This is a genomic window from Nonomuraea sp. KM90 (assembly GCF_052246675.1).
Taxonomy (GTDB): Bacteria; Actinomycetota; Actinomycetes; order Streptosporangiales; family Streptosporangiaceae; genus Nonomuraea.
On the sequence record NZ_JBQQCB010000004.1, the window covers coordinates 92,975 to 105,503 of the forward strand.

Annotated in this window: 11 protein-coding genes; 10 read left to right on the forward strand and 1 reads right to left on the reverse strand. The window is 71.7% G+C overall.

Annotated elements, in window-relative coordinates; translation table 11 throughout:
- Positions 1-63 precede the first annotated feature (63 nt).
- Both ACTWPW_RS06720 and ACTWPW_RS06725 read left to right on the forward strand, forming a co-directional pair.
- Positions 64-3,069 carry a GH92 family glycosyl hydrolase gene (locus tag ACTWPW_RS06720; protein WP_443168200.1) on the forward strand — a complete coding sequence of 1,002 codons (3,006 nt, stop codon included), beginning with the start codon at positions 64-66 and terminating at the stop codon, positions 3,067-3,069.
- A gap of 45 nt (positions 3,070-3,114) precedes the next feature.
- Positions 3,115-3,627 carry a DinB family protein gene (locus tag ACTWPW_RS06725; protein ID WP_443168201.1) on the forward strand — a complete coding sequence of 171 codons (513 nt, stop codon included), beginning with the start codon at positions 3,115-3,117 and terminating at the stop codon, positions 3,625-3,627.
- A 1-nt stretch (position 3,628) separates the two neighbouring features.
- On the opposite strand, the gene ACTWPW_RS06730 is transcribed toward ACTWPW_RS06725, so the two are convergent.
- Positions 3,629-4,741, reverse strand: coding sequence for an ROK family protein (locus ACTWPW_RS06730; RefSeq protein ID WP_443168202.1), 1,113 nt, complete (start codon positions 4,739-4,741; stop codon positions 3,629-3,631).
- 87 nt (positions 4,742-4,828) lie between these two features.
- Here ACTWPW_RS06730 and xylA point away from each other — a divergent pair, with 87 nt between their 5' ends.
- From xylA to ACTWPW_RS06770, 8 genes are all read left to right on the forward strand, one after another.
- Positions 4,829-5,983: a xylose isomerase gene (gene xylA, locus ACTWPW_RS06735; protein ID WP_364135235.1), complete on the forward strand. Its 1,155-nt coding sequence runs from the start codon at positions 4,829-4,831 to the stop codon at positions 5,981-5,983.
- Positions 5,980-6,723, forward strand: coding sequence for a sugar phosphate isomerase/epimerase family protein (locus ACTWPW_RS06740; protein ID WP_443168203.1), 744 nt, complete (start codon positions 5,980-5,982; stop codon positions 6,721-6,723). The genes xylA and ACTWPW_RS06740 overlap by 4 nt, the downstream gene beginning before the upstream one ends.
- Positions 6,720-7,823, forward strand: a complete 1,104-nt coding sequence (locus tag ACTWPW_RS06745; protein WP_375117295.1) for a Gfo/Idh/MocA family protein — start codon at positions 6,720-6,722, stop codon at positions 7,821-7,823. The genes ACTWPW_RS06740 and ACTWPW_RS06745 overlap by 4 nt, the downstream gene beginning before the upstream one ends.
- A 139-nt stretch (positions 7,824-7,962) precedes the next feature.
- On the forward strand, positions 7,963-9,312 hold the full coding sequence (locus ACTWPW_RS06750; RefSeq protein ID WP_443168204.1) for a S8 family serine peptidase: 1,350 nt from the start codon (positions 7,963-7,965) through the stop codon (positions 9,310-9,312).
- A 1-nt stretch (position 9,313) separates the two neighbouring features.
- Positions 9,314-9,535, forward strand: coding sequence for a hypothetical protein (locus ACTWPW_RS06755; protein WP_443168205.1), 222 nt, complete (start codon positions 9,314-9,316; stop codon positions 9,533-9,535).
- A gap of 47 nt (positions 9,536-9,582) precedes the next feature.
- Complete coding sequence (gene lysS, locus ACTWPW_RS06760; protein WP_375117298.1) at positions 9,583-11,184, forward strand: lysine--tRNA ligase; 1,602 nt, start codon at positions 9,583-9,585, stop codon at positions 11,182-11,184.
- Positions 11,181-11,723 carry an AAA family ATPase gene (locus ACTWPW_RS06765; protein WP_443168206.1) on the forward strand — a complete coding sequence of 181 codons (543 nt, stop codon included), beginning with the start codon at positions 11,181-11,183 and terminating at the stop codon, positions 11,721-11,723. Before lysS ends, ACTWPW_RS06765 begins: the two co-directional genes overlap by 4 nt.
- A gap of 60 nt (positions 11,724-11,783) precedes the next feature.
- Entirely contained in the window at positions 11,784-12,512 is a 729-nt protein-coding gene (locus ACTWPW_RS06770) for a glycosyltransferase family 2 protein (protein ID WP_375117300.1), read from the forward strand.
- The last annotated feature ends 17 nt before the right edge of the window (positions 12,513-12,529 follow it).

Here is a 12,529-nt window from a genome sequence, read left to right on the forward strand (position 1 = left end):
CGCGTCTTCTGCCCTTACTTGGGCGTTCATGATCTGGTTAATGTGGAGCAGTGTGATCGCGAGGTGTTCTATCCCCGTTCGTGGCTCGCCACGGCAATTGCCGGCACGCTTCTCGCCACCGGCCTCGCCGTACCCGCGGCCGCAGCCACCACCCTCACCAGTCCCGCCAAGGTCACCGACCCCGTCGGCCACGTCGATCCGCTGATCGGCTCGGCCGGCGGCGGCAACACCTATCCGGGCGCCGTCCTGCCGTTCGGGATGATCTCCTGGAGCCCCACCAACACCGCCGGCGACCAGACCAACGCCGCCGGGGCCAACGGCTACTCCTACAACACCCCGCGCGTGCGCGGCTTCGCACTGACGCACGTCAACGGCGCCGGCTGCCACCCCGGAGCCGCCGGGGACGTCCCGATCATGCCGTTCGCCGGCGAGGTCACCTCGTCCCCGACCGCGGACACCGCCGACGCGGTCTACGCGAGCACCTTCGACCACGCCGACGAGAGCGCGCGGCCCGGCCGGTACACCGTCACGCTCGACTCGGGCGTCAAGACCGACCTGTCGGTCACGACCCGCGCGGGCGTCGGCGAGTTCACCTTCCCGCGGGACAAACAGGCCAACCTGCTGTTCCGCGTGTCCAACTCGCTCAACGGCAGCGAGGACGCCGAGATCACGATCGACCCCGCCACCCGTACGGTCACCGGCTCCGTCCTGACCGGCGCGTTCTGCGGCCGCCGCGCCAACGGCGGCGTGAACAACCGCAAGACCTACTACCGGCTGCACTTCGCCGCGACGTTCGACCGGGCCTTCTCCGGCACCGGCACGTGGGTCGACGGCGAGCTGCGCGCGGGCACCACGGCGGCGAGCGGCGGCGAGGGCTACGCCACCGGCGCCGACCGCGCGGGCAAGGGCTCCGGCGGGTACGTCAGCTTCGACACCACCTCGGACGCCGACGTACGGATGAAGGTCGGCATCTCCTACACCAGCCTCGACGCGGCCAGGAAGAACCTCGCGAAGGAGGTCTCGCCCCGCGACGACGTCGCCTCGGTGGCCGCCAGGGCCACGCGCGCCTGGAACGACCGGCTGCGCTCGATCGAGGTGGCCGGCGGCTCGCCGGACCTGCTCACCACGTTCTACACGGCGATGTACCACTCCTACCTCCAGCCCAACGTCACCAGCGACGTCACGGGCACCTACCTCGGCAGCGACCAGAAGGTGCACCGGCTGGCCAAGGGGCAGCGGGAGCAGTACGGCAACTTCTCCGGCTGGGACCAGTACCGCGCCCACACCCAGCTCCTCGCGCTCCTCGAACCGCAGGTGGCGGGCGACTACGCCCAGTCCCTGTACAACCTGGCGCAGCAGAACGGCGGCGTGTGGGACCGCTGGGTGCACGTCAACGGCCCCACCCACGTCATGACCGGCGACCCGTCGGCCCCGGCGCTGGCCGGCTTCCACGCGCTCGGGGTGCGCAACTTCGACGTGCGCGGCGCCTTCGACTCGCTCTACAAGCAGGCGACCGTGCCGCACCCGTCGGGCCTGTCCGACAAGGGCTGTCCCGGCCAGTGCGAGGGCCAGCGGCCGAACCTGGCCGAGTACCTGCGCCTCCAGTACGCCCCGCAGGACACCTGCCACTGCTGGGGCGGCGCCGCCGAGACGCTGGAGGACGCCACTGCCGACTTCGCGCTCGCGGACTGGGCGGCCCGGATCGGGCGTGACAAGGAACACGACGAGCTGCTGCCGCGCGCGAGCTGGTGGCGCAACACCTTCAACCCGCAGGCCGGCAAGGAGGGCGGCTACCAGCAGGCCCGCAAGTCCGACGGGAGCTGGCTGTGGCCGTTCTCGCCGACCTCGGACGCCGGCTTCGCCCAGGGCACCAGCGCCACCTACACCTGGATGGTCCAGCACGACGTGTCCGGGCTGGCCGCCGCCATGGGCGGCAGGCAGCAGGCGGCCGACCGCCTCGACGCCTTCTTCCACCGCCCCGACGGCTCCTGGGCCACCGGCGGCGACGGCTTCCGCTACGACCCGACCAACGAGCCGGGCATCCACGTGCCCTGGCTCTACAACGCGCTCGGCCGGCCGTGGAAGACGCAGGAGACGGTGCGCGCGATGGCGTCCCTGGTGTACAAGACCGGCCCCAGCGGCCTGCCCGGCAACGACGACCTCGGCACCATGTCCGCCTGGTACGTCTTCGCCGCCCTCGGCATGTACCCCCAGACGCCCAGCCGCGCCGAGATGCTGCTGTCCAGCCCCATGTTCCAGAAGGCGTGGATCAAGCGCGGCAACGGCCGGACGATCACGGTGACCGCCCCGCAGGCCGCCCCCGACGCGATCTACGTCCAGGACGTCAAGGTCGACGGCCGCCCGCACACCTGGTCCTGGCTCCCGGAGTCCCTGCTCAACCGGGGCGGCGAGGTCGTCGTCAACGTGGGCACGACCGCGAACACGTCGTGGGCCACGGCCGAGGCCGACCTGCCGGTGGACCACGTCCCCACGGCGCAGAGCCCGGTCCCCAACCTGCCGGAGGCGTGTGAGCCGATCGGCTCGTCCTGCGCGCACAAGCTCCAGTACGACGTGGACGGCGTGGCCACCGCCGACGCCAGGTCCCAGGGCAACCTGGACGGCAAGGGCTGGAGCTTCCCGGCGGAGCAGCTCCCCGCCCCCGGGCAGCACGACGGGTTCCTGATCCCCGACACCAAGGGCACGGCGGGCAACTTCCACAGCCTCAGGGGCCAGCGCACCTACCTCACCAAGGGCCGTTACCAGGCGCTCGACCTGCTGGTCACGGCGGTCAACGGCGACCAGCAGACCGAGCTGACGATCACCTACGCGGACGGGACGACCTCCACGGCCCCGCTGAAGGTGACCGACTGGGCTGCGACGTCGGCCCGCTTCGGCGAGGCGACGGCGGTCACGGCCGACACCCGCTACAACGTCAACGGCACCGCCGACGGCCGCAGGGTGACCATCTGGCAGGTCTCCGTACCGGTCGACCCGGCCCGCGAGGCGGTCTCGTTCACCAGCCCCGCGAAGCCCGACGTCAAGGTCTTCGCGCTCAACGCCAGGGCCTGAAAAACCTCGTGCGGCGCCGGCGCCGCTGAACTAGCGTCGGCGCCCATGACCATCCCCCGCGTACGCCCTCCCTACGTCGCCGACGAGCGCACCCAGCTCGTCGGCTGGCTCGACCTGCAGCGCTCGATCGTCCTGTGGAAGTGCGAAGGGCTGTCGGAGGAGGACGCGCACCGGCCCGTCCTGCCCACCTCGCCGCTCATGACGGTCGCGGGTCTGCTCTCCCACATGCGCTGGACCGAGCACTGCTGGTTCGAGGTGCTGTTCCAGGGCGGAGACTCCGCCGTCAACCCGCAGTTCGACGAGTCGGCGGAGAACGCCGACATGCGGATGGAGGGTGTCCCGCTGGCCCGGCTCCTCGACGAGTACGAGCGCCAGTGCCAGGTCTCCAACGAGATCGTCGCCGCGCACTCTCTCGACGACCTGGGCAAGAGCAGCTTCTACGACGATCCGCCCTCGCTGCGCTGGATGCTGATCCACATGGTCGAGGAGACCGCCCGGCACGCCGGCCAGCTCGACACGATCAGGGAGCTGCTCGACGGCGCGAAGGGCTACTACTGACCTACAGGCCGAGCAGCTGAGCGGGCTCGGCGATGATCTGCTGGATGATCAGCCCGGCCGCCCCGAGCACGGCCGAGTCCGCGCCGGTCCCCGAGACGACGAGCGCGGGCGGCGTGCCGCGCATCGACCCCAGCCGGGCCCCCAGCCCCTCGGACACCGGCCCCGCCAGCCAGGCGAACAGCGGCGCGAAGATCCCGCCGAGCACGATCCTGCCGGGGTCCAGCAGGTGCACGGCCGAGGTGAGCGCCACGCCGAGCGCGTGCCCGGCCCGCTCGCACGCCTCCAGCGCGCGCCGGTCGCCCGACTCCAGCCGCCCCACCAGCTCGCCCACCGAGGCCAGCTCCCCGAGCAGGGCGTCCTGCCCCGCGTACACCTCCAGGCACCCACGGCCGCCGCACCGGCACGCGGGCCCGTCGGGCACGACGACGACGTGCCCGAGCTCCCCCGCCAGCCCGAACGTGCCCCTGAACACGGTGCCCTCGACCACCAGGCCGGCGCCGATGCCGATCTCGCCGGACACGTAGAGGAAGTCGGTCTCCCGCGAGCCGAACCAGAGCTCGCCGAGCGCCGCCAGGTTGGCCTCGTTGTCGATCACGAAGGGCAGGTCCACCAGGCCCGCCACGCGCACGTCCCGCCAGCCGAGATGCGGCGCGCTGCGCAGCACCCCGCCCTCGACCGTGCCCGGCACGGCCAGCGCCGCGCCGATGACCCGCAGCCCGCCGGCCTCCGCCTCGGCCGTGATCTCCTTCACCAGGTCCCGCAGCCCGGCGAGGATCTCCGCGGGGTCGGAGTTGCGGTTGTCGGCCGGCCGCGTCCGCCGCAACCGCACGGTTCGGGCCAGGTCCACGACGCAGGCGGCCAGGTAGTCGATGTTGATCTCCAGCCCGAGCGCGGCGATCCGATGCCCGCTCAGGCTCACCGCCACGCCGGGCCGCCCCCGCTCGCCGCCCCGCACGGCCCCGCTCTCGGTCACCACGCCGGCCTCCAGGAGGTCGGCGACCAGGCTGGATACGGTGGTCTTGGTGAGCCCCGTCCGCTCGGCGAGCGCGGCACGGGTGTGAGGTCCTGATCCGTGAATGGTCGCCAGCACTACGGCCAGGTTACGGGCGCGCATGGAATCATGCCGAACCCCTCTTGACGACACGGTGCCCACCTCCTCAGGATTATGTACAGATTATGGACTAAACCAAGGGAACCCGAAATGACCAACGCATTCACGCCCACCCCCGACGATCGCTTCACCTTCGGCCTCTGGACCGTGGGCTGGCAAGCCCGCGACCCGTTCGGCGACGCCTCCCGGCCCGCGCTCGACCCGGTGGAGAGCGTGCACCGCCTGGCCGAGCTGGGCGCGCACGGCGTCACCTTCCACGACGACGACCTGCTCGCCGTCGAGCCCGACCGCGACAAGGCCATCGCCGCCTTCAGGAAGGCCCTCGACGAGACCGGCATGAAGGTCCCGATGGCGACCACCAACCTGTTCACCCACCCGGTGTTCAAGGACGGCGCCTTCACCAGCAACGACCGCGACGTCCGCCGGTACGCGCTGCGCAAGGTCATGCGCAACCTCGACCTGGCCGCCTCCCTGGGCGCCAAGACGTACGTCTGCTGGGGCGGCCGCGAGGGCGCCGAGTCGGACGCGGCCAAGGACGTCAAGGCCGCCCTCGACCGCTACAAGGAGGGCCTCGACCTCCTCAGCCAGTACGTCATCGACAAGGGCTACGACATCCGCTTCGCCCTCGAGCCCAAGCCGAACGAGCCCCGCGGCGACATCCTCCTGCCCACGATCGGCCACGCCCTGGCGCTGATCAACGAGCTGGAGCACCCTGAGATGGTGGGCCTCAACCCGGAGGTCGGCCACGAGCAGATGGCCGGGCTCAACTTCGTGCACGGCATCGCCCAGGCGCTGTGGCACGGCAAGCTCTTCCACATCGACCTCAACGGCCAGCACGGCCCGAAGTACGACCAGGACCTGATCTTCGGCCACGGCGACCTGAAGAGCGCCTTCTTCCTGGTGGACCTGCTGGAGAACGGCGGCTACGACGGCCCCCGGCACTTCGACTACAAGCCGCTGCGCACCGAGGACCCCGAGGACGTGTGGGTGTCGGCCGCGGCGAACATGCGCACCTACCTGATCCTCAAGGAGAAGTCGCGCGCCTTCCGCGCCGACCCCGAGGTGCAGCAGGCCCTGAGCGCCTCCCGCGTGGACGAGCTCGCGCTGCCCACCCTGGCCGCCGGCGAGACGTGGCAGGACCTGGCCAAGGACGACTTCGACCCCGAGGTGGCCGCCGCCCGCGGATTCCACTTCACCCACCTGAACCAGCTCGCGCTCGAGCACCTCATGGGGGTACGCGGATGACCCGACCGATCAGTGTCCAGCTCTACACCGTCAGGGAACCGCTGGCCGCCGACCGTGACACCGTGCTGCGGCGGATCGCGGAGATCGGATACCGGGCCGTCGAGCCCTACGACCCCATGACCGACCCCAAGGGCTTCCGCGAGGTGGCCGACGACCTGGGGCTGAGCGTGTCGGGCACGCACGCGTACGCGCTGCTCGACAGGGAGCCGGCCGAGGTCTTCGACGCGATCGCGACGATCGGGACCGACAAGGTGATCATCCCGGCCGGCATCGCGGAGGAGGAGTTCACCACCCGCGACGGCCTCGCCCGCGCGGCCGACCTGCTGAACGGCCTGGCCGCGCAGGCGGCCGGTCACGGGATGCGGATCGGCTACCACAACCACTGGTGGGAGATCGAGCCGCGGGTGGACGGCCGGCACGCCGTCGAGGTGCTGGCCGACCTGCTGGCCCCCGAGGTGTTCCTGGAGATCGACACCTACTGGGCGGCCGTGGGCGGCGCCGACGTGCCCGCCCTGCTCGGCCGCCTGGCGGGACGGGTGGAGGCGCTGCACGTCAAGGACGGCCCGGGGGTCAAGGGCGAGCCGCACACCGCGGTGGGCAGGGGCGTCATGTCCGTGCCCGAGATCCTCGCCGCCGCCCCGGACGCCTGGCGCGTCGTCGAGCTCGACGAGTGCGCGACCGACATCTTCGCCGCCCTCGCGGACAGCCACGCCTACCTCACCTCCTTGGAGAGCTCTTGAGCAACGGCCCGGTCGGCGTCGCCCTCGTCGGCGCCGGAGTCATCAGCGGCCAGTACCTCCGCAACCTCAACGCCTTCCCCGACGTCCGCGTGGTGGCCGTCGCGGACATCGACACCGACCGGGCCGCCGAGGTGGCAAGGGAGCACGACGTACGGGTGTCCGGCACGCTCGGCGCCGTGCTCTCGCTGTCCGAGGTCGAGATCGTGGTCAACCTCACGGTCCCGTCCGCGCACGCGGCCGTCGCGCTGGAGTGCCTGCGCGCCGGCAAGCACGTGTACGGCGAGAAACCCCTCGCCATGAACCTGGACGAGGCAGCCAAGGTCATGGCCGAGGCCGCCGGGCGCGGCCTGCGGGTGGGCGGCGCCCCCGACACCTTCCTGGGCGCCGGGCTGCAGTCCACGCTGCACGCCCTGCGCTCCGGCGCCATCGGGGCACCGGTCGCCGTCACGGCCGCCACCCAGAGCCTGGGCCCGGAGTCCTGGCACCCCAACCCCGAGTTCTTCTACCAGCCCGGCGGCGGCCCGCTGTTCGACCTCGGGCCCTACTACCTGACCGCCCTGGTGTCCCTGCTCGGCCCCGTCGCCCGGGTGGCGGCCGGCACCCGCAGGGCCCGCGACCAGCGCGTCGTCGGATCGGGGCCCAAGGCGGGCACCCTGTTCCCGGTCGACGTGCCGACCCACGTCAACGCCCTGCTGGACTTCCCCGGCACGGCCACGGCGGCGGCCACGTTCAGCTTCGACTCGGCCGTCAACCGCCGGATGATCGAGATCATCGGCACCGAGGGCGCCCTGTCGCTGCCGGACCCCAACACGTTCGAGGGCCCGCTGCTGGCCCGCGGCCTGCACGACGCGGACTGGCGGGAGCTGCCGCTGTCCGGCACCACGGCGGGGCGCGGCATCGGGGTGCTCGACATGGCCAGGTCGATCCGGGCCGGCACGCCGCACCGCGCGTCGGGCGAGCTGGCCGGTCACGTGCTGGAGCTCATGTCGGCCATCACGGAGTCGGGCGAGCAGGCGGAGTTCCGCACCATCGCCTCCACCCTGACCGCGCCGGAGCCGCTCCCGGCGGACTGGGACCCGTACGCGGCCACCCTGTCCTGACCCCGGATGGCTGGGCGGTGGGGGCACCGCCCAGCCAACGGAAAGTTACATACCCCTTACAGTCAGGAATCACCCATCCAGGACCGGGCATTGTTACTTTGAGTAATCACTCGGTAACAGCACTCCAAAAGGGGATCCCATGCGCGTCCTGATCCAGCTCCGCCCGGCCCCCGACGTCGTCGCGTCGGTGATCGACCCCGGCGTCCGCAGCACCGTCGCCGACGTCGTCGCCGACCTCCCCGGGGTCCTCCTCGACCGCGCGTTCACCCCCGTGGCCGTGCCGCGCCCGGTCGCCGCCCACGGCGCGCCCATGTCGCTGCACCAGCGGATGGAGTTCTCCCTGGCACCCGAGGACGCCTCCGTGCTCGTGCGGGGCGAGATCTCCGACGCCGAGCTGTCCACCCGGTCGGCGCTGCTGTCGTCGTCCGTACGCGAGGTGGCCGGCGTCTTCGCCGATCCATACGTGCACAGCCAGCCGGCCTGCGGCGGCGACGGGCCCGTGGGCGACTGGGAGGAGGTCAGGCGGCTCCTGCACACCTACGACCTGTGGTCGGCCGGCCATGACGGCGAGGGCGTGACCATCGCGGTCGTGGACAGCGGCATCAACGCCGACCACGTCGCGGCGCGCATCGGCCACGACGTGACCATCGACGCCGACCGGAGCTGGAGCCCGCCGGGGGTGAGCAGGACGCCCGGCCGCTACCCCGTGTCCCACGGCTCCATGTGCGCCTTCGACACGCTGCTGGCCGCGCCCAAGGCCACCCTGCTCGACATCCCGATCCTGCTCAGCCGCAAGCCCGGCCCGACGGCGGACGGGCTGCTGTCCGACGCGGTGGCCGCCTACTCCCACCTCTCCGCCGTGCTGCGGGCCATGCCCGACGGCTCCAGGTCCCTGGTCGTCAGCAACAGCTGGGGCCTGTCCTCGCCCGACATGGACTTCCCGCCCGGCCACCCGGGCAACTACTCCGACAACCCGGCGCACCCGTTCAACGTGATCGTCGGGAGCCTGGAGGGGGCGGGCGCCGACATCCTGTTCTCGGCGGGCAACTGCGGCCGCGACTGTCCCGACCAGCGGTGCGCCTACCCCGACCGCCCGATCGTGGGCGCCAACTCGCACCCGCGCGTCCTGTCCGTCGGCGGCGTGGACACCCGGGGCGAGCGCGTCGGCTACTCCTCGCAGGGCCCGGGGCGGCTGTCGGAGCGCAAGCCCGACCTGTGCGCGTACACGCACTTCGCCGGCTCGGAGGCCACCGGCTCGGCCGACACCGGCACCTCCGCCGCCTGCCCCGTCGCCGCCGGCGTGGTCGCCGCCGTCCGCACGCGGCGCTCCGCCGACGAGCTGACCCCCGCGCAGCTGCGCACCCTGCTGCACCGCACCGCCGACGACCGCAGCACGGTCGGCTTCGACCACGACTACGGGTACGGCGTCATCGACCCGCCCGCCGTCCTGGCCGCCCTCGGCCGGCAGAACCGGACCCGCGCCGCCTGACATGGCCCTGATCCAGGTGCGGCTGCCGCCAGAGGCCACCGTCGACGACGCGTTGCGCCTGCTCGGGCTGTCCGAGGAGGACATCGACGCGGACTTCGGGCTGGTGGCCGTCGCGCCCGGCCGTCAGGTGCTGCGCGCCACGGAGGAGGCGGCCGCGCGGGTGAGCCGGGACCTCGCGGACGTCTTCTCCGACCCCCGCATCGAGCCGCACGATTCCGGTTGATCGGCAACGCGTTGGCCAGAACCCGGCGGACCCGCAAGAATGCTGCGATGGCTGACAGTGCCGAGACCGACTGGGTCTCCAGGTTCGCGGACGAGGTGATCTCCGAGGCGGAGAGACGCGCCCCGGGCAGAACGATCGTCTGCGCCTCCGGGCTGAGCCCGTCGGGCCCGATCCACCTGGGCAACCTGCGCGAGGTCATGACGCCCCACCTTGTCGCCGACGAGATCAGGCGGCGCGGGCTGGAGTGCGTGCACCTGCTGTCGTGGGACGACTACGACCGGTTCCGGCGGGTGCCCGCGGGCGTCGACCCGTCGTGGGCCGAGCACATCGGCAAGCCGCTGACCTCGGTGCCCGCCCCGCCGGGCAGCCCCTACGCGAGCTGGGCCGAACACTTCAAGGCGCCCATGACCGCCGCGCTGGCGGAGCTGGGCGTCGAGGTCCGGGGGATCAGCCAGACCGAGCAATACTCCTCGGGGGCCTACCGGGAGCAGATCCTGCGGGCCGTGCGCGAGCGGGCCCGCATCGACGCCGTGCTGTCGCGCTACCGGTCCAAGCAGGTCGAGGACTACTTCCCGTACAAGCCCTACTGCGACCTGTGCGAGCGCGACCTGACCACGGTCACCGCCTACGACGACGAGACCACCGAGCTGGCCTACACCTGCGAGTGCGGCTTCGGCGAGACCGTGCGCCTGGCCGAGCACGACCGCGGGAAGCTGGTGTGGAAGGTCGACTGGCCGATGCGCTGGGCCTACGAGGGCGTGATCTTCGAGCCGTCCGGGGTCGATCACCACTCGCCCGGCTCGGCCTGGATCGTCGGCGGCCAGATCGTCGGCGACGTGTTCGGCGGGCAGCAGCCGATCGGCCCCATGTACGCGTTCGTCGGCATCAGCGGCATGGCCAAGATGAGCAGCTCCAAGGGCGACGTGCCGACCGCGGCCGACGCCCTGGAGATCATGGAGGCGCCGGTCCTGCGCTGGCTGTACGCCCGCCGCAAGCCGGCCCAGTCCTTCAAGATCGCTTTCGACCAGGAGATCCAGCGGCTCTACGACGAGTGGGACGCCCTGGGCCGCAAGGTCGCCGCGGGCCAGGCCCAGCCCGCCGAGCTGGCCGCCTACAACCGCGCGGTCGGCACGGCCGCGGGCCCGCTGCCCACCACCCCGCACCCGGTCCCCTACCGCACGCTGGCCTCCGTCGTGGACATCACGACCGGGCACGACGCGCAGACCCTGCGCATCCTGCGCGACCTCGACGGCGTCGAGGCCCTCGACGAGGCCCGTCCCCGCCTGGACCGGGCGCAGCGCTGGGTCGACGACCACCTGGCCGCCGACCAGCGCACCCGCGTGCGCGAGTCGCCGGACCAGGAGTTGCTCGACTCGCTCGACAACGAGGAGCGGGAGGGGCTGCGGCTGCTGGCCGACGGCCTGGACGACTGGACGTTGGAGGGCCTGACGGCGCTGGTCTACGGCGTGCCCAAGCTCCAGGCCGGGCTCCCGGCCGACGCCAAGGCCACGCCGGAGCTGAAGGCGGCGCAGCGGGCCTTCTTCGCCCTGCTCTACAAGCTGCTCGTCGGCCGCGACACCGGCCCCCGGCTGCCCACCCTGCTGATGGCCGTGGGCGCCGACCGGGTCCGCAAGCTGGTGGGTGCGTGAACGGGGTCGTCCTGATCACGGGGATCTCGGCGGCCGGCAAGTCGACCGTGGCCCAGGCCCTGGCCGAACGGTTGCCGCGGGCGGCCCACGTGCGCGGTGACACGTTCCGCCGCATGGTGGTCAGCGGGCGTGCCGAAATGACGCCGGAAACGACCGGCGAGGCGGTGCGCCAGCTGCACCTCCGGTACCGGATCGCGGCCGCTGCGGCGGACTTGTATTTCGATGCCGGATTTACGGCAATAGTCCAAGACGTAATCCTTCGACCAGATTTGGAACGGTTCACGAAGCTAGTCCGCGCACGTCCCTTGCAGGTGATCGTCCTGGCCCCCGACCCGGCCGCGGTCGAGCACCGCGAGCAGGCCCGGGCCAAGGCCGGATACGCCGGCGGATGGACGATTGCCCAGCTCGACGCGTCGCTGCGGCACGAGACCCCGCGCATCGGACTCTGGCTGGACACCGCGCGGCAGACGGTCGAGGAGACCGTTGACGAGATCGTTTCGAGGGCCTCGGAGGCCAGGATCGACAAAGATCACATATAAGACCGAGCAATGCAAGGAGCTGTCAAGCGGGCTGCATGCGTCCCGGAGAACCTTGGTTCCATGAACAAGCAGCCTTTCGCCGCCAGCGTCAGTGTCATCGTTCCCGCGATGAACGAGGCCGAGAATCTTCCCCACGTCTTCGCCACGCTGCCCGACTGGATCGACGAGGTGATCCTGGTCGACGGCAACTCGACCGACGACACCGTCGCCGTGGCGCGCAGGCTGCGCCCCGACCTCCGGGTCGTCGTGCAGACCCGGCGCGGGAAGGGCAACGCGCTCATCGAGGGCTTCCAGGCCGCCCGGGGCGACATCATCGTCATGATCGACGCTGACGGGTCCACCGACGGCAGGGAGATCCGCTCCTTCGTCGACACCCTCGTCAACGGCGCCGACTTCGCCAAGGGCTCCAGGTACGCCCCTGGTGGCGGCTCGGACGACCTCAGTCCGATCCGCTCGCTCGGCAACAAGGTCCTCACCGGGCTCACCAACTTCCTCTACGGCACCCGCTACACCGACCTCTGCTACGGCTACAACGCCTTCTGGACCCGCCACCTCGACACCCTCGGCCTCGACTGCGACGGCTTCGAGATCGAGACCCTGATGAACGTCCGCGCCGCCCAGGCCGGCCTGGTCATCCACGAAGTTCCCAGCCACGAGCGCTCCCGCATCCACGGCGCGAGCAACCTGCACGCCGTGCGCGACGGCTGGCGCGTGCTGAAGACGATCTGGCGGGAGCGGGCCCGCGGTGGCGCCGTGCCGGCGCAGGCCCAAGTGGCACTTGCGAAGTGAGGAGTGACATCCTCGAA

What these genes read in the sequence shown, in the direction of transcription:
- ACTWPW_RS06755 (WP_443168205.1), top strand. Translation starts at nt 9,314, where the DNA reads ATGGCCCTGATCCAGGTGCGGCTGCCGCCAGAGGCCACCGTCGACGAC.
- ACTWPW_RS06730 (WP_443168202.1), bottom strand. Translation starts at nt 4,741, where the DNA reads ATGCGCGCCCGTAACCTGGCCGTAGTGCTGGCGACCATTCACGGATCA.
- xylA (WP_364135235.1), top strand. Translation starts at nt 4,829, where the DNA reads ATGACCAACGCATTCACGCCCACCCCCGACGATCGCTTCACCTTCGGC.
- ACTWPW_RS06740 (WP_443168203.1), top strand. Translation starts at nt 5,980, where the DNA reads ATGACCCGACCGATCAGTGTCCAGCTCTACACCGTCAGGGAACCGCTG.
- ACTWPW_RS06725 (WP_443168201.1), top strand. Translation starts at nt 3,115, where the DNA reads ATGACCATCCCCCGCGTACGCCCTCCCTACGTCGCCGACGAGCGCACC.
- ACTWPW_RS06750 (WP_443168204.1), top strand. Translation starts at nt 7,963, where the DNA reads ATGCGCGTCCTGATCCAGCTCCGCCCGGCCCCCGACGTCGTCGCGTCG.
- ACTWPW_RS06770 (WP_375117300.1), top strand. Translation starts at nt 11,784, where the DNA reads ATGAACAAGCAGCCTTTCGCCGCCAGCGTCAGTGTCATCGTTCCCGCG.
- lysS (WP_375117298.1), top strand. Translation starts at nt 9,583, where the DNA reads ATGGCTGACAGTGCCGAGACCGACTGGGTCTCCAGGTTCGCGGACGAG.